Annotated in this window: 21 protein-coding genes; 11 read left to right on the top strand and 10 right to left on the bottom strand. The window is 54.5% G+C overall.

All coding sequences use genetic code 11. The features are described 5' to 3' along the window. Nucleotides 1-40: 40 nt before the first annotated feature. The 6 genes from flgG to flgB are packed head-to-tail and all read right to left on the bottom strand — an operon-like array spanning nt 41 to nt 4,372. Nucleotides 41-823, bottom strand: a complete 783-nt coding sequence (gene flgG / locus ACTU3N_RS00295; RefSeq protein ID WP_443084164.1) for a flagellar basal-body rod protein FlgG — start codon at nt 821-823, stop codon at nt 41-43. Between the two features lie 15 nt (nt 824-838). Continuing rightward, nucleotides 839-1,594, bottom strand: a complete 756-nt coding sequence (locus ACTU3N_RS00300) for a flagellar basal body rod protein FlgF (RefSeq protein ID WP_443084165.1) — start codon at nt 1,592-1,594, stop codon at nt 839-841. Nucleotides 1,595-1,614: 20 nt separating this feature from the next. Then, the gene (flgE, locus tag ACTU3N_RS00305) at nt 1,615-2,823 is read right to left on the bottom strand and encodes a flagellar hook protein FlgE (RefSeq protein ID WP_443084166.1); all 1,209 of its coding nucleotides are present in this window, start codon (nt 2,821-2,823) and stop codon (nt 1,615-1,617) included. A gap of 27 nt (nt 2,824-2,850) precedes the next feature. Beyond that, on the bottom strand, nt 2,851-3,531 hold the full coding sequence (gene flgD / locus ACTU3N_RS00310) for a flagellar hook assembly protein FlgD (RefSeq protein WP_443084167.1): 681 nt from the start codon (nt 3,529-3,531) through the stop codon (nt 2,851-2,853). Between the two features lie 15 nt (nt 3,532-3,546). Continuing rightward, the gene (gene flgC, locus ACTU3N_RS00315; RefSeq protein ID WP_443084168.1) at nt 3,547-3,951 is read right to left on the bottom strand and encodes a flagellar basal body rod protein FlgC; all 405 of its coding nucleotides are present in this window, start codon (nt 3,949-3,951) and stop codon (nt 3,547-3,549) included. A 4-nt stretch (nt 3,952-3,955) separates the two neighbouring features. Beyond that, nucleotides 3,956-4,372, bottom strand: a complete 417-nt coding sequence (gene flgB / locus ACTU3N_RS00320; protein WP_443084169.1) for a flagellar basal body rod protein FlgB — start codon at nt 4,370-4,372, stop codon at nt 3,956-3,958. Between the two features lie 156 nt (nt 4,373-4,528). On the opposite strand from flgB, the gene flgA reads away from it, so the two are divergent. From flgA to flgN, 3 genes are all read left to right on the top strand, one after another. Then, complete coding sequence (gene flgA, locus ACTU3N_RS00325) at nt 4,529-5,188, top strand: flagellar basal body P-ring formation chaperone FlgA (protein ID WP_443084170.1); 660 nt, start codon at nt 4,529-4,531, stop codon at nt 5,186-5,188. Between the two features lie 94 nt (nt 5,189-5,282). Continuing rightward, nucleotides 5,283-5,576 (top strand): flagellar biosynthesis anti-sigma factor FlgM, encoded by a 294-nt coding sequence (flgM, locus tag ACTU3N_RS00330; protein WP_443084171.1) that lies wholly within the window; start codon nt 5,283-5,285, stop codon nt 5,574-5,576. A gap of 4 nt (nt 5,577-5,580) precedes the next feature. Then, on the top strand, nt 5,581-6,003 hold the full coding sequence (flgN, locus tag ACTU3N_RS00335) for a flagella biosynthesis chaperone FlgN (protein WP_443084172.1): 423 nt from the start codon (nt 5,581-5,583) through the stop codon (nt 6,001-6,003). A gap of 171 nt (nt 6,004-6,174) precedes the next feature. Here the strand turns inward: flgN and murJ are convergent, their stop codons facing one another. The 4 genes from murJ to rimJ all read right to left on the bottom strand — a co-directional run bounded on the left by murJ (nt 6,175) and on the right by rimJ (nt 9,985). Then, nucleotides 6,175-7,710, bottom strand: coding sequence for a murein biosynthesis integral membrane protein MurJ (murJ, locus tag ACTU3N_RS00340; protein ID WP_443084173.1), 1,536 nt, complete (start codon nt 7,708-7,710; stop codon nt 6,175-6,177). Between the two features lie 107 nt (nt 7,711-7,817). After that, a complete protein-coding gene (locus ACTU3N_RS00345) occupies nt 7,818-8,741 on the bottom strand; it encodes a Gfo/Idh/MocA family protein (RefSeq protein ID WP_443084174.1) in 924 nt (307 codons plus the stop codon). A 2-nt stretch (nt 8,742-8,743) separates the two neighbouring features. Next, nucleotides 8,744-9,391: a YceH family protein gene (locus ACTU3N_RS00350; RefSeq protein WP_443084175.1), complete on the bottom strand. Its 648-nt coding sequence runs from the start codon at nt 9,389-9,391 to the stop codon at nt 8,744-8,746. A gap of 9 nt (nt 9,392-9,400) precedes the next feature. Then, nucleotides 9,401-9,985: a ribosomal protein S5-alanine N-acetyltransferase gene (rimJ, locus tag ACTU3N_RS00355; RefSeq protein ID WP_443084176.1), complete on the bottom strand. Its 585-nt coding sequence runs from the start codon at nt 9,983-9,985 to the stop codon at nt 9,401-9,403. Between the two features lie 223 nt (nt 9,986-10,208). Between rimJ and mdtH the strand changes: the two genes are divergently transcribed. From mdtH to ACTU3N_RS00395, 8 genes are all read left to right on the top strand, one after another. Beyond that, nucleotides 10,209-11,417: a multidrug efflux MFS transporter MdtH gene (gene mdtH, locus ACTU3N_RS00360; RefSeq protein WP_443084177.1), complete on the top strand. Its 1,209-nt coding sequence runs from the start codon at nt 10,209-10,211 to the stop codon at nt 11,415-11,417. Between the two features lie 63 nt (nt 11,418-11,480). Beyond that, complete coding sequence (grxB, locus tag ACTU3N_RS00365) at nt 11,481-12,128, top strand: glutaredoxin 2 (protein ID WP_443084178.1); 648 nt, start codon at nt 11,481-11,483, stop codon at nt 12,126-12,128. Nucleotides 12,129-12,246: 118 nt separating this feature from the next. Next, complete coding sequence (locus ACTU3N_RS00370; protein WP_443084179.1) at nt 12,247-12,807, top strand: lipoprotein; 561 nt, start codon at nt 12,247-12,249, stop codon at nt 12,805-12,807. Between the two features lie 126 nt (nt 12,808-12,933). Then, nucleotides 12,934-13,977, top strand: a complete 1,044-nt coding sequence (pyrC, locus tag ACTU3N_RS00375; protein WP_443084180.1) for a dihydroorotase — start codon at nt 12,934-12,936, stop codon at nt 13,975-13,977. Between the two features lie 74 nt (nt 13,978-14,051). Beyond that, nucleotides 14,052-14,297, top strand: a complete 246-nt coding sequence (gene dinI / locus ACTU3N_RS00380) for a DNA damage-inducible protein I (protein WP_443084181.1) — start codon at nt 14,052-14,054, stop codon at nt 14,295-14,297. Nucleotides 14,298-14,572: 275 nt separating this feature from the next. Further along, the gene (gene bssS, locus ACTU3N_RS00385) at nt 14,573-14,830 is read left to right on the top strand and encodes a biofilm formation regulator BssS (RefSeq protein WP_443084182.1); all 258 of its coding nucleotides are present in this window, start codon (nt 14,573-14,575) and stop codon (nt 14,828-14,830) included. A 117-nt stretch (nt 14,831-14,947) separates the two neighbouring features. Beyond that, entirely contained in the window at nt 14,948-16,066 is a 1,119-nt protein-coding gene (gene solA, locus ACTU3N_RS00390; protein ID WP_443084183.1) for an N-methyl-L-tryptophan oxidase, read from the top strand. A 48-nt stretch (nt 16,067-16,114) separates the two neighbouring features. After that, complete coding sequence (locus ACTU3N_RS00395) at nt 16,115-16,240, top strand: DUF2770 family protein (RefSeq protein ID WP_443084184.1); 126 nt, start codon at nt 16,115-16,117, stop codon at nt 16,238-16,240. Nucleotides 16,241-16,354 lie beyond the last annotated feature (114 nt).

Below are 16,354 nucleotides of genomic sequence, written 5' to 3' on the forward strand. Positions count from 1 at the left end.
TCAGGGTTCCGGCGCGGCGGTTGCCGCACCGGATAACGCCTTAGAGTTGCGTCAGTTTTTGCAGCATCTGATCGGTCGTCGACACTGCCTTACTATTAATTTCGTAAGCGCGCTGAACCTGGATCATGTTCACCAGCTCTTCCGCCACGTTTACGTTAGAGGTTTCTACATACCCCTGATACAACAGCCCTGCACCGTTGAGTCCAGGCGTGGTGGCGTTTGGCGCCCCCGAAGACTGGGTTTCGGTGTAGAGGTTTTCACCGATGCTTTCCAGACCGGTGTCATTCATAAAGGTGGTCAGGTTTAACTGACCAACCTGCACCGGCGCGGCGGCACCTTGTTGCGTCACGCTGACCACACCGTCGCGGCCAATCGTGATGCTCAGGGAGTTAGCCGGGATGGTTATCGCAGGCTGAACCTGGAAACCGCCCGCCGTCACCAGCTGACCATTTTGATCCACCTGGAAGGAGCCATCGCGCGTATACGCAGAGGTACCGTCCGGCAGCAGCACTTCAAAAAAGCCCTGCCCTTTAATCGCCACGTCTTTGCTGTTGTTGGTCTGGGAGAGGTTACCCTGGCTGTGCAGACGCTCGGTCGCCACCGGGCGAACACCGGTACCGATTTGCAGGCCGGAAGGCAGCACCGTCTGTTCGGAAGACTGCGCGCCAGGCTGGCGAATCGTTTGGTACATCAGATCTTCAAATACCGCACGCTGACGCTTAAAACCATTGGTACTGACGTTCGCCAGGTTGTTGGCGATGACATCCATATTGGTTTGCTGGGCGTCGAGACCGGTTTTCGCGATCCATAATGAACTGATCATAAGTAGTCCTGTTTATTAGGCCATTGACAGCAACTGGTTAGCGCGTTGCGCATTTTCATCGACGCTGTGAATAACTTTCATCTGCATCTCGAAACGGCGCGCGCTGGCAATCATGTCGGTCATGGCTTCTACCGGCTTGACGTTACTGCCTTCCAGCACACCTGACATCACACGAATGGTCGGATCGGCTTGTAAAACCGGGCCACGCGCGGTCTGCGCTGCCTGACTGAGACGGAAAACACCGTCGTCGCCACGCACCACTTCCTGCGCATCCGCTTTGACCAGCTTCAGTCGGCCAATCGGCGCGATGGTGTTTGCCGCATCGCCCGGATTGAGCGCCGAAATCGTCCCGTCGGCCGCGATAGTGACCTCGGAACCTTCCGGCACGGCCAGCGGGCCTGCTTCACCAATCACCGGATGGCCCTGAATAGTCAGCTGACCGGTCGGGCTTACCTGGATGTTACCGTTACGGGTATACCCTTCTGAACCGTCGGCGGTTTGCACAGCCAGCCAGCCATCTTGTTGCAACGCCACATCGAGCGGGCGCGAAGTGTAATCCATCTGCCCTGGCGTCATATCGGCACCCGGCGTAGAGGCAACGACCAGCGTGCGCGTGGGCAGAGAAAGCCCTTCGACCGGTACCGCGCGCAGCGCATTAAGCTGCGCACGAAAACCCGGCGTGGACGCATTCGCGAGGTTGCTGGCGGTGACAGCCTGCTGATTCAGCGTCTGGCTGGCGGCGCCCATCGCGGTATATATTGCGTGATCCATTAAGCCATCCCGTCAGATGATTAACGCAGGTTAACCAGCGTGTTGAGGATCTGATCCTGGGTTTTGATGGTCTGCGCGTTCGACTGATAGTTACGCTGCGCGACGATCATATTGACCAGCTCTTTACTCAGATCCACGTTTGAAGACTCCAGCGCACCGTTGGTCAGGGAACCGAAGTTACCGGTACCGGCAGTTCCCAGCAGCGCAACGCCAGACGCGTTCGTTGCAGACCAGACGTTGTCACCTTCCGATTGCAGGCCTTCGGAGTTAGCAAAGTTCGCCAGCACAATCTGCCCCAGCAGCTGTTTCTGCTCGTTGGAGTAGTTACCAACCACGGTGCCGTCATCGTTAATGGTGTAGCTCACCAGATCGCCCGGTTTGTAACCGTTCTGGGTGATACCAACGATGCTGGTAGTGCCGGTGTTCTGTTGCATGGAGTTAGCGAAGCTCAGATCGAACGTTGCCGGGGTCGCGCCATTGATGGTGCCGGTCGTGATGCTCAGCGTATCGCCTGCGGTCAATGTACCGTTCGCATCAAAGGTCATGGTGTGCGCGGCAGAAACCGGGCTACCGGCAACGCTGCTGTCCTGGGTGTAGACGTTCCAGGTGTTGGCATTTGCGTCTTTCACAAAATAGACGTTCACGTCGTGGGCGTTACCCTGGCTGTCGTAAGCGGTGATCGAGGTCTTTTTGTTGTAAGAGTCCGGGTTCGTCGGGTCAAACGTTGCAACCGACGGCGTCGCGTCTGTTGAGTTCAGGTTGACCTGCATAGTGCCGGAGGTGGTGGTTTTCGCCGCCATCAGGGTGTTCGGAATGGTGATAGCCGTCGGGTTCGCGCCGGTCTGGATAGTCGGCGGCGTACCGGTTGCCGGGTAGCCCGTTACGGTCATCCCCTGCATGTTCACCAGGTTACGGCTTTCGTCCAGTTTAAACTGGCCGTTACGGCTGTAATAAACAGAACCGTTGCTGTCGGTCAGACGGAAGAACCCGTTGCCGCTCAGCGCAACATCCAGGCCACGACCGGTGTTGGTGGTAGTACCGTCACTGAAGTCCTGAGTGATACCGGCAACTTTTACGCCCAGACCAACTTTAGAACCGGCAAACATATCGGCGAAGGACGCAGACCCGGATTTAAAGCCATAAGTGGCGGAGTTGGCGATGTTGTTACCAATGACATCGAGGTTGGTGGCCGCAGCATTCAGGCCGCTGACCGCTTGTGAAAAGGCCATGACTTACTCCTGATAAGTGTTAAGGCTTTAAATAATCTGCCGTACTTCGTCTAAGGTAGTGGTACCGTACGTACCCAAATCTAATGTGTTGCCGTTGCTATCGCGGGTCACACCCTGCACCAGCGCAAAATGTAACGGCTGAGCCACCAGCTGCGTCGAACCAGAGCTTGCCGCGAGGGAGACTTTGTAAGAGCCATCCGCCGCCGCCGTGCCGTCTGCCGCTTTGCCGTCCCAGCTAAAGGTATGCACGCCTGCCGTCAGGCCGCCCAGCTCAATGGTACGCACCACGGCACCATCTTTATCGGTGATGGTCGCGGTCACTTTGTCGGCAGCCTGCGCCAGCTCCACGCCAAACGGTGTCGAGGTTTCTTTACCCACCAGAATGGTCTGGCCCGGGATCATCACACCGTGGCCGATAAGCGTTGATGCTTGCAGCGACTGGTTGTTATCGATCTGCCCGGAAATCGAACCAAGCGTGGTATTGAGTTTTTCTATCCCGCTAACGGTACTGATTTGCGCAAGCTGTGTGGTCAGCTCGTTGTTTTGCAGCGGGTTAGTCGGGTCCTGATTTTTCAGCTGTGCTACCAGCAGGGTCAGAAAGCTGCCTTGCAGGTCGGCGGCGCTGTTGGTGCCGGTTGAAGATGTCGTGCTGGAACTCGACGCGACGCCACTGTTTGTCGGGTCGTTAACGTTTACGGCAATAGACATGCTGTCACGTCTCCTTTACTGGCCGAGGGTGAGCGTTTTGAGCATCATGCTCTTAACGGTGTTGAGCACTTCAACGTTTGCCTGATAGCTGCGTGAAGCGGACATGGTGTTCACCATCTCACCGACCACATCAACGTTAGGCATTTTGACGTAGCCATTGGCATCAGCCAGCGGGTTGCCTGGCTCATACACCAGTTTGTCCGGTGCCTGGCTTTCAATCACATCCGCCACTTTCACGCCGCCGGTGGCTTGCCCTGGAGCCGCATCCACCTGAAAAACGACCTGTTTGGCGCGATAAGGCTGTCCATCCGGCCCGGTTACGCTGTCGGCGTTCGCCAGGTTACTGGCGGCCACGTTCAGGCGTTTTGATTGCGCGGTCAGCGCGGAGCCTGCGACATCAAAAATATTCAGTAATGCCATCTAATTAATTTCCCCCTTGCAGAACGCTCATCATGCCTTTTATCTGCCCGCCGAGGACGGTCAGACCGGTCTGGTATTTCAGGCTGTTATCCGCAAATTGCGTACGTTCACGATCCATATCCACGGTGTTGCCATCCAGAGAGGGCTGATCCGGGATGCGATACAGCAGATCGGTTGATGGTGTCGTCATCGCCTGCGCCGGGATATGACGGGCAGAAGTCAGGGCTAACGAAACGCCGCTGTTTTCAGCACGACCGCGCTCCATGACTTTTTTCAGTTCACTGGCGAAATCGATATCGCGCGCCTGAAACCCTGGGGTGTCGGCGTTAGCGATGTTTGCCGCCAGAATCTCCTGACGCTGGGCGCTCAGGTTCAGCGCTTCTTGTTGAAAACGCAGTGCGGCATCAAGTTTATCGAGCATGGCTCCCCCACTGATGACAATTATTTAGCCAACAGCTTAAATCTCCTCTTGCAAACTTATCGCTGGAATAAGGGCAAAATGGGTCGCTATTTTTTGCGTTGATAGATTTGACATACGGTTAAAATCCTCTCATTCCCAAACCAGCAGGAGTCTGCGATGAAGGCGTTGCATGGCGGTTTAGCCGCGATTTTTTTGTTAGTCAGCCCGCTAACACAAGCGTCCGATCTGCAGGAACAACTGACGTCCCTTTTCGCACAACGTCTTGCTGGCTTTAGTGATGAGGTGGTGGTAAATATACGCACCCCAAAGAATCTGTTACCTGCCTGTGAGCAACCGGCGCTAAGCGTTATCGGTAGTGCAAAGCTGTGGGGTAATTTGAACGTTCTGGCAAACTGCGCAGGCGCAAAGCGTTATTTGCAGGTAAACGTGCAGGCGACGGGGAACTATGTGGTGGCAGCGCAATCCGTCGCGCGCGGTAGCGTCCTGCAACCGGGCAGCGTGGCCTTAAAACGCGGTCGTCTGGATCAGTTGCCACCGAGAACCATGCTGGATATCACCCAGGCGCAGGATGCGGTCAGTTTGCGCGATCTGGCTCCCGGCCAGCCGGTGCAGCTTTCGATGCTGCGCCAGGCGTGGCGGGTAAAAGCCGGGCAGCGCGTACAGGTTGTGGCCTCGGGAGAGGGCTTTAGTGTTAACGGCGAGGGGCAAGCGCTGAACAATGCGGCGGTGGCGCAAAACGCCCGCGTACGTATGGCTTCAGGGCAGATTGTCAGCGGTACAGTGGATTCTGATGGGAATATTCTGATTAACCTATAATCTTTTTAAAGAATTCGCGTTAACTGCCGATAAATTAACAACCACTAAAGTTACCAGGCCCGAAATGCCGGGAAACCTCAATGAGGACAATACTATGAGCATTGATCGTACATCGCCCCTGAAGCCAGTTAGCACTGTACAGCAGCGTGAGACTAACGAGACTCAGACGCCGAAAACGCGTATTGAAAAAACCACCGATGCGAATAGCACCAGTGTGACCTTCAGCGGCGCTCAGGCCAGACTGATGCAGGCGGGCACTAACGATATCAATATGGAACGCGTTGAGCAGTTAAAAACCGCTATCCGTAATGGCGAGCTGAAAATGGACACGGGCAAAATTGCCGATGCCCTGATTGATGAAGCGCAGAGTTACTTACAGAGTAAATAACGATATGAATCGACTGTCAGACATTCTTGATCAAATGACAGTTATCCTGAGCGCTTTAAAAGACGTGATGGATGCTGAGCAAAAACAGCTTTCCGTAGGCCAGATCAATGGCAGCGCGCTTCAGCGTATTACGGAGGAAAAAAGCTCCTTGCTCGCCACCCTGGATTACCTTGAGCAGCAGCGCCGCGCCGCGCAAAAAGCACAACACAGCGCAAGCGACGACATCGCCGATCGCTGGCAGATTATTACGCAAAAGACGCAGCATCTGCGCGAGCTGAACCAGCACAATGGCTGGCTGCTGGAAGGGCAAATTGCACGTAATCAGCAGGTGCTGGACATTCTGAAGCCTCACCAGGAACCGGCCCTGTACGGTGCCAATGGCCAGACAGCCTCCTCCTTGCGCGGCGGCAAAAAAATCTCCATCTGATAGCGCCCGATTTTTTTTGCCAGGGATTCCCCTGGCAATTCTATTCTCCCCTGCCCTGTGAGCGTGGTCAGCAACAAGTATTGTCCGTAGGCTTCGGGCAGGGGTTTATACGATTTTTGCCCATCCTGCGGGATGAAATGAAGCCGCCTGCGATAAAGGCGGCTTTTGCTGTTACACCGTCCGGCGCGTGAACTCTTTTACTTTAAAGCCCAGCACTGCCAGCGTGGCGAAATAAGCCACCACGCCAACCAGCACGACGGCCATCAGGCGCAGTAAACGATACGGCATCGTCCCTTGCGACCACTGCGGCATAACGTGCAGTATGCCCACCAGCGCAGCCGCCATCACCAGTACGGCAACCACCAGACGCAGCAAAAAGCGCGACCAGCCAGGCTGCGGCGTAAAAATATTCTTTTTACGTAGCTGCCAGTACAGCAGACCGGCGTTCAGGCACGCCGCCAGACCAATCGATAACGCCAGCCCCGCGTGTTTAAGCGGGCCGATAAACGCCAGATTCATCACCTGGGTCAGGATAAGCGTGACGATAGCGATTTTCACCGGCGTTTTAATATCCTGGCGCGAGTAAAAGCCTGGCGCCAGCACCTTCACCACAATCAGCCCCATCAATCCTACCGAGTAAGCAACCAGCGCGCGCTGGGTCATCATGGCATCAAATGCGCTAAATTTACCGTACTGGAACAGCGCGACCGTAAGTGGTTTTGCCAGAATACCCAGCGCCACCGCACTGGGCAGCGCCAGCAGAAAACAGAGCCGCAGCCCCCAGTCCATCAGGCGGCAATACTCGTCATGATTACCACTGGCGAAGCTTTTCGACAGCGAAGGCAGCAGAATTGTCCCCAGCGCCACGCCCAGCACCCCGGAAGGGAACTCCATCAGGCGGTCAGCGTAATACATCCACGAAACCGAACCGGAGACGAGAAAGGAGGCGAAAATCGTGTTAATAATCAGCGAGATTTGACTAACCGACACGCCCAGGATAGCGGGTCCCATCTGTTTGACCACCCGTATCGCGCCCGCATCGCGCAAATTGATACGTGGCAGCACCAACATGCCAATTTTCTTAAGATGCGGGAGCTGATAAACCAGCTGTAAAACACCGCCGACAGTCACCGCCCACGCCAGCGCCAGCACCGGCGGGTTGAAATACGGCGCGGCGAACAGGGCAAAACCAATCATGCTGATATTTAAAAACGTCGGCGCAAACGCCGGTACCGAAAAACGGTTCCAGGTGTTGAGGATGGCACCGACCAGCGAGGCCAGCGAAATCAGCAGAATATAAGGAAAGGTAATACGCAGCAGTTGCGAGGTCAGCGCGAATTTATCTGCCGTATCGGCAAACCCCGGCGCGGTGACAAAGATGACCCAGGGCGCAGCCAGCATACCGAGCACCGTGACAATGGCCAGCGCCAGCGTCAGCAGCCCGGAAACGTAAGAGACAAACACGCGCGTGGCATCCTCGCCCTGCTTGCTTTTATATTCGGCCAGAATCGGCACAAAGGCCTGGGAAAAAGCGCCTTCGGCAAAGATACGCCGCAGCAGGTTTGGCAATTTGAACGCCACGAAAAAGGCATCCGTCGCCATGCCTGCGCCAAATACTCGCGCCACAATGGCGTCGCGCGCAAAACCCAGCACGCGGGAAAACATCGTCATGGAGCTGACTGCCGCCAGCGATTTTAACAGGTTCATTCGTTTATCCATAAGACACAACGCCTGCAATGCAGGCGTTGGTGTACAGCGAAGCGCTTAGTCTACAGGGAAAAAGGCGAATTGCTAACGCCAGATGTTACAGGGCATTATTCGCTCATCGCCTCGCGCCAGAGCTTCTCAACCACGCGTTGCGCGAGAATGGCCTGCTCACCTGCGGTTTGCGGAACTGTCTGATTTTGTACGCATTCAATAAAGTGGCGCGCGCACCCGGCAAAACCGCGCTGTTCCAGCACGCTCAGCCAGCCGGGCACCGGGCGGGCAACGACACCCTGCCCGCGCTCTTCACGCCATTCACGCATTTCGGTGATATCAAACAGACCGCCGTCGGTGACCGCTTGCACCCATTCGCGCTGGCTTCCCGCCCGTCGATGCATGCTGGTGGTGATTTGCAGATGTTCATGGGCGAAATGATGCTCCGCATAGATCATCGCGCCTTCATCATTGGTCACCAGCGTGCCGCTTTTCAGCTGCCCCGCGTTACCCGCCAGCCACAGCGCGGTATCGACAACGTGCAGATAATCATCAAGCAAGGTGAAGCGCAAATCCTGCGGGCCAACGCTGTCGGCGCGATGCTTATCCATTCGCAGTGATAATGCCTGCGGCATATGCTGCTTTAGCTCACGGTATAACGGTGCGAAGCGGCGATTAAACCCGACCATTAAGATCAGTTTTTTACGCGCCGCCAGCTCCAGTAGCCGCTGGGCATCCTGGAGATTTTCCGCCAGCGGCTTATCAACACAGACATGCACACCGAGATTAAGTAACGCGCTCACCACCGCGTAATGAGAGGCGGTCGAGGTATGGACAAACACCGCGTCGCACTGCGCAGCCAGCGCCTCCAGAGAGGCTGCATACGGGATGCGCCAGGTATTGCAGATGCGCTGCGCCTTCTCCTGCGTCGGCGACCAGGCACCAGCCAGCGTCCAGTCCGTCGCCGCGCCGAGCACCGGCAGCCACGCTTTTTGCGCAATACCGCCCAATCCAACCACGCCAATACGTAATCCTGTCACGCTTAATCTCCCAGGTGAGCCAGCAGGGAATCCAGACGCTGTTTTAGCTCTGCGACCTCTTCTTCGAGCGCCATCACACGCGCTTCCAGCGTATCCGTGGCGGGACTGACCGCTTCGACAACATTCACCAGCGTTTGCACATCACCACTAAAAAGATGCATAAAACGGCTTTCACGCTTGCCGGGTTCGCGGGGCAGACGCACAACAAACGGGCCATCCTCCCGGTTTTCCAGCTGCGTAAGCGTGGTTTCCACCTCGGTCATATCCGTGAAACGGTGCATCCGCTCAGCGCGCCCGCGCAACTCGCCTGGCGTTTGCGGGCCGCGTAACAAGAGCGTGGTGATAAGCGCAACCTCTGCCGGACTCAGTTTTAAATCGCCAAACTCAGAATTGCAAAAGCGCTGCTCATATTTCGTCACCCGATTGCCAAAGCCGCTGACGGTACGCAGATAGTGGCGCTTCACCAGCTCATCCACCACTTCCTGCACCTCCCGCTCGCTCAGGTTCATCACCGGCTCGCGGTTGGTCTTCTGATTACACGCCGTCACCACGCCGTTAATCGACAGCGGATATTGTTCCGGCGTCGTCACCTGTTTTTCCAGCAGGCAGCCAATCACCCGTGCTTCAGTGGCAGTTAATTGATACTTCATGCTTACTCCTCAACGTCCTGACGTCCATTCCTGTGTAGTCAGCGCGGTTAATACATGATCACGCCATTGCCCGTCGATCAGTAGATAGGATTTGGCGTAGCCCTCTTTCTCGAAACCCAGCCTCGCCAGCAAATCCCCGCTGCGCTGATTGTGCGGCATATAGTTCGCCATAATACGGTGCATATGTTGCGTGCGTTGCATATAGCGAATAGCCGCGCCAAGCGCTTCATACATCAGTCCTTTGCCCTGCCATTTCTGACCAATTGAGTAGCCGAGATAACAGGCATGAAAAGAGCCGCGAACAACATTGGAGAAATTCGCCACGCCGATTATCTCTTTTTCATCAGGATCGAGCAGCGCAAAGTAGAACGCTGAGCCCTGTTTATGAAATTCATTGATCATGCCAAGACGCGCCTGCCAGCCGGATGGATAACAGTGGCTTTCATCACGCACGGGCTCCCAGGGTTTTAAAAATAGCCGATTCTCAGCGTAATAATCCGCCAGACGCCAGGCATCGCGCTCGTGTACAAGGCGCACCACTAATCTGTCCGTTGTCAGGCGTACTTTCGGCACATTACTGCGATAGCCAAACATGTATGACCACTCCTTGCGATTCTCGACTCTTTTACTATACCGTCGCCTGAGCATTTCGTGAAAACCGCAAGATGGCATTTTTCTGCATTAAGTTGCTTTTTCAATGAAAAATCTGAATCAAAGCCGGTTTTTGATAAAAAAATATTGTCACTAACAATATGGGAAAATACGCAGCGGCACCGCAGAATAGATGCGTTACCTCTTTTTATTTCCCGGAGGGGAAATGGCGCGCATATCGCAGGCAAGGAGCCTGGGTAAATATTTCCTGCTGGTCGATAATATGCTGGTAGTGCTCGGCTTTTTCGTGGTTTTTCCGCTTATTTCTATCCGTTTTGTTGATCAACTGGGCTGGGCTGCGCTCATGGTCGGTATTGCGCTCGGCTTGCGGCAGTTTATTCAGCAGGGGCTGGGTATTTTCGGCGGCGCGATTGCCGATCGCCTGGGCGCCAAGCCGATGATTGTCACCGGCATGTTGTTGCGCGCCGCGGGCTTTGTGGCAATGGGTGTCGCGCACGAACCCTGGCTCTTGTGGCTCTCCTGTTTGCTCTCAGGGCTTGGCGGCACGCTCTTCGATCCACCGCGCTCGGCGCTGGTGGTAAAACTGGTGCGTCCTCACCAGCGCGGTCGCTTCTTTTCGCTGCTGATGATGCAGGACAGCGCGGGCGCAGTTATCGGCGCGCTGCTCGGAAGCTGGCTGCTGCAATATGACTTCCGCCTGGTGTGCGCGGTGGGTGCGCTGATGTTTGTCCTCTGCGCGGCATTTAACGCCTGGCTGCTACCTGCCTGGAAACTGTCAACCGTGAAAACCCCGGTGCGGGAAGGGCTGGGCCGCGTGTTACGTGACAAACGCTTTGTCACCTATGTGTTGACGCTCACCGGCTACTATATGCTGGCGGTGCAGGTGATGCTGATGCTACCGATTATGGTTAACGATATTGCCGGTTCTCCGGCTGCCGTGAAGTGGATGTACGCAATCGAAGCTTGCCTGTCACTGACGCTGCTTTACCCTATCGCCCGCTGGAGCGAGAAACGTTTTCGCCTGGAGTACCGCCTGATGGCGGGCCTGCTGGTGATGACGTTTAGCCTCCTGCCGATAGGCATGGTTGCCTCATTACAACAACTCTTCACGCTGATTTGTACGTTCTATATCGGCTCGATTATCGCCGAACCCGCGCGGGAAACGTTAAGTGCCCAGCTGAGTGATGCGCGCGCCCGCGGCAGCTATATGGGGTTCAGCCGCCTCGGTCTGGCATTCGGCGGCGCGCTGGGTTATGCCGGCGGCGGCTGGCTGTTTGACGCGGGCAAAGCCCTGCATCAGCCTGAGCTTCCCTGGGTGATGCTGGCGCTGATTGGTCTCATCACCTTCTTTGCCTTGTTGTGGCAATTTGGCCTGAAACGCGTTCAGCCACCGGTGCTGGAACCCGGCGCCTGATTTGCGCCCACCGGCGCTCTCCACCATACTGGTAGATATCCGAAGCCAGTATGGAGGAGAAACGTGAAGCTATATATCTACGATCACTGCCCTTTCTGTGTTAAAGCCCGCATGATTTTCGGCCTCAAAAACATCCCTGTCGAACTCAACATATTGCAAAGCGACGATGACGCCACCCCGACCCGTATGATCGGTAAAAAAATGGCGCCCATTTTGCAAAAAGATGACAGCCGTTACCTGGCGGAAAGTATGGATATTGTGCATTATGTCGACCAGCTTGACGGGAAACCGCTGCTGACCGGCAAACAAAATCCGCAGCTTGAAGAGTGGCTGCGCAAAGTGAATGGCTACGTCAATAAGCTGCTGCTCCCGCGCGTGGCGAAATCAGCTTTTGATGAATTCTCTACCCCGCAGGCCCGCGCCTCGTTTGCAGCTAAAAAAGAGGCGGCTATCGGCGATTTTGCCGACCATCTTGCCCACTCCAATGGCTTGATTAAAAACATCAGCGACGATCTGCGCGCGCTGGATAAACTCATTGTCCAGCCCAATGCCGTTAACGGTGAGTTGTCCGATGATGATATCCATCTCTTTCCGCTTCTGCGTAACCTGACGCTGGTGGCTGGCATCACCTGGCCCAGCCGCGTCGCAGATTATCGCGACAATATGGCGAAACAAACGCAGGTTAATCTGCTGTCATCGATGGCAATTTAAACAATGTCGGCGAAAGCGCCTGCTTTCGCCGTGCTATTGGGCATTTTCTGCTGGTGTTTGGCCGCCTGGTAACGCATGCTACCTGCGAGAACGACTATCAGGGAGCCGTTAAGAAACGATGAAAAAAATGATTTTTGCCGCTGCGTTAATGTTGAGCGGCGTGTTGGTCGGTTGTAACCAGTTAACCCAATATTCCATCAGCGAGCAGGAAATCAATCAGGCGTTGCAAAAGCGTAATGATTTTTCCAAAGATATCGGGCTGCCTGGCGTCGCCGAGGCGCATATCGTGCTGAATAATCTTGCTTCTGAGATTGGCCGCGAAGAGCCAAACAAAGTGACGCTCACAGGCGATGCGAATCTCGATTTGTCCTCACTTTTCGGCAACCAGAAAGCGCTGATGAAGCTGAAATTGAAAGCGCTGCCGGTGTTTGATAAAGAGAAAGGGGCCATTTTCCTGCAAGAGATGGAGGTGGTCGATGCGACCGTCACGCCGGAAAAGATGCAGGGCGTCCTGCAAACCCTGATGCCTTATTTGAACCAGTCGCTGCGTAATTACTTTAACCATCGCCCGGCGTACGTGCTGAAAGAAGACAGCAGTCGGGGCGAGGCGCTGGCGAAAAAGTTTGCCAAAGGCATCGAAGTGAAACCGGGTGAGATTATTATCCCCTTCACCGACTGAATGATAAGGCGCTTCACCGCGCCTTTTTTTCAGGAAAAAGATGCAAACGAAAACGTTTACCCTTATGCTTGTTCTCCGGCAAAAACCAGCCACAGTGACTGATTCCTTCCCAGCCGGAGCTTCTTAATGACACAATCCCAGGTTTTAAAAATCCGCCGCCCTGACGACTGGCACGTCCATCTACGCGATGGCGATATGCTAAAAACCGTGGTGCCGATGACCAGTGAAACCTATGCCCGCGCCATTGTCATGCCGAACCTTGCGCCTCCGGTAACGACCGTTGAGGCGGCGCGCGCCTATCGTCAGCGTATTCTGGACGCCGTGCCTGCCGGGCATGATTTCACCCCGCTGATGACCTGTTACCTGACCGACAGCCTGCGGGCAGAGGAAATCGAGCGCGGCTTCAATGAGCAGGTATTCACCGCCGCGAAACTTTATCCGGCGAATGCCACCACCAACTCAAGCCACGGCGTAACCCATATCGATGCGATCATGCCGGTGCTTGAATGCATGGAAAAACTGGGGATGCCGCTGCTGGTACATGGTGAAGTGACCCATGCCGAGATTGATATATTCGATCGCGAAGCCCGCTTTATCGACACGGTGATGGAGCCGTTGCGCCACCGGTTGCCTGGTCTGAAGGTAGTTTTTGAACATATCACAACAAAAGAAGCGGCTGACTATGTGCGCGAAGGCAACAGCCTGCTTGGGGCAACCATCACGCCGCAACACTTAATGTTTAACCGTAACCATATGCTGGTGGGTGGCGTGCGCCCGCACCTCTATTGCCTGCCTATCCTTAAGCGCAACATCCATCAGCAGGCCTTGCGCGAACTGGTGGCCAGCGGCTGCGATCGCGTGTTTCTCGGTACCGACTCCGCGCCCCACGCCCGCCATCGTAAAGAGGCCAGCTGCGGCTGCGCCGGTTGTTTTAACGCGCCGACTGCACTGGGAAGCTACGCACAGGTGTTTGAAGAGATGGATGCCCTGCACCATCTGGAAGCATTCTGCTCGCTTAATGGCCCGCGCTTCTATGGCCTGCCGGTGAACGAGGATTTTATCGAACTGATACGCGAAGAGCAGACGGTGGCTGAAAGCATTGCGCTGCCGGATGATACTCTGGTGCCGTTTCTCGCCGGTGAAACCTTGCGCTGGCGCGTAAAGCGTTAAAAATTATTGTCCCCCTGTTGTAAATATATATATTAAGCTGTATAAACATACAGTAAATTATTCAGGGGGCAGCTATGCGCATTGAAGTGACCATTGCCAGAACCACATCTTTACCGCCAGGCGCTATCGACGCGCTGGCGGGCGAGTTATCCCGTCGTGTGAGTCAACATTATCCTGATAGTGATAATAAAATTACCGTTCGCTATGCCAGCGGGAATAATTTATCCGTATTAGGCGGTGCAAAAGAAGACCGTGAGCGCGTTAGCGAAATTTTGCAGGAGACCTGGGAAAGCGCTGACGACTGGTTTATCACCGATTAAGATTTCCCTTAAGTTGTGCTTATTGCCGGGTCGCCCCGGCTTTTTTGTTTATTTTTTACACGGAGCGATAATAGATCAATTTCCTTGTAAAAATTAGTGAGTAAGATTACGTTTTCTCATTCAGAAAAAGTCACGCTGCGCAAAAATTATGTTGCAGAGTGTATATTTATTCGATCTCTCTTCTCTGTTGTTGGTATACTGAAAAGGCTTCAAAAAATACACGCATTGAACCTCGAAGTCGTTGTCTATTAAATATACACGCCAACAAGGGGGTTATGATGGTAAAGAATAACGAAGTCATCCAGACCCATCCACTGGTCGGATGGGACATCAGCACCGTGGATAGCTACGACGCCCTGATGCTCCGGTTGCACTACCAGACCCCAAGCAGAGCCGCTCAGGAAGAGACTGAAGTTGGTCAGACCCTTTGGCTGACGACCGATGTTGCCCGCCAGTTTATCTCCATACTGGAAGCGGGTATTGCCAAGATAGAATCTGGCGATTACCAGGAAAACGAGTATCGCAGGCATTAAATATAATGCTTAATATATCGTCAACAGGCACCTTATGGGTGCCTTCTTTATTTTCAGCCTTGTATAACGCTGCCAGGTTATTTACCCTGCGAAAAATGCTTTCGTCAGGAGAACACCTTGAAATATGATCTGATAATAATTGGCAGCGGCTCCGTGGGAGCGGCGGCGGGCTATTATGCAACCCGTGCCGGGTTAAATGTACTGATGACTGATGCGCATTTACCGCCTCACAAGGAAGGCAGTCATCATGGTGACACCCGCCTGATTTGCCACGCCTATGGCGAAGGTGAAAAATATGTCCCGCTGGTGCTGCGGGCGCAGCAATTATGGGATGAGCTGGCCGCTGACAGCGGTGAAGCCGTTTTCCAGCGTACCGGGGTGGTTAACCTCGGCCCTGCGGACTCCGCTTTTCTGGCAAATGTGGCGCACAGCGCGGCGCAATGGAACCTGGATGTCGAAAAGCTTGACGCTCCTGCGCTGATGGCGCGCTGGCCCGAAATTCGCGTGCCGGATAACTATATCGGGCTTTTTGAGAAAAATTCCGGCGTACTGCGCAGCGAGCTGGCAATTGAAACGTGGATACGCCTGGCGAAAGAAGCGGGCTGCGCGCAGCTGTTTAACTGCCCGGTTACGGCGCTGTATCACCATGACGAGGGCGTCACCATCGAGACACCTGACGGCACGTATGATGGCAAGAAAGTGCTGGTCAGCGCCGGTACCTGGGTCAAAACGCTGCTCCCTACCCTGCCTGTACAGGCGGTACGCAAAGTCTTCGCCTGGTTTCAAGCGGACGGTCGTTTTAGCACAAAAAATAATTTCCCGGCCTTTACCGGCGAAATGCCCAACGGCGATCAATACTATGGCTTCCCGGCACAAGATGACGCGCTAAAAATTGGCCACCATAACGGTGGGCAGCTGATTAGCGAACCGCAGCAACGTACGCCATTTGGTACCGAAGCGGGCGATGGCTCCGAGTGCTTTGGTTTTCTGCGCCACTTCCTGCCCGGCATTGGCGGCTGTTTATACGGCGCATCCTGCACCTATGATAATTCACCGGATGAGGATTTTATCATCGACTCGCCGGAGGGCCGCCCTGACACACTGATCATTACTGGCCTCAGCGGTCACGGCTTTAAATTTGCCCCGGTACTGGGTGAAATCGCAGCTGCTTTCGCACGTAACGAGCGCAGTGCGTTTGATCTTACGCCCTTCTCTTTAGCGCGTTTTAGCAAATAAAATTCACGGCCTTCGATGAAGGCCGCTTTACTCTCTGGCGGAGAAGGCATGCGTCGGCTATTTCACTTCTTAATTAACAACGTGCGTGAGCATCTTATGATATATATCGCCCTGTGGCTGCTGCTCGCGCTGCTTGATATTATTTATCTGTTTTTTTCTGACCTTATAAATTGACATAAGCTGACAATGCTTTAAAAAAATATAAATTACGCACAGATATTTTGAACAGAATTCTTATTAAGAATTCCCCTGCAAGCTGCGTGACAATCTCCTTTCACCCCCTTTACG

Origin of the sequence: Vagococcus sp. WN89Y (assembly GCF_052220145.1) — a bacterium.
Taxonomy (GTDB): Bacteria; Pseudomonadota; Gammaproteobacteria; order Enterobacterales; family Enterobacteriaceae; genus Kosakonia.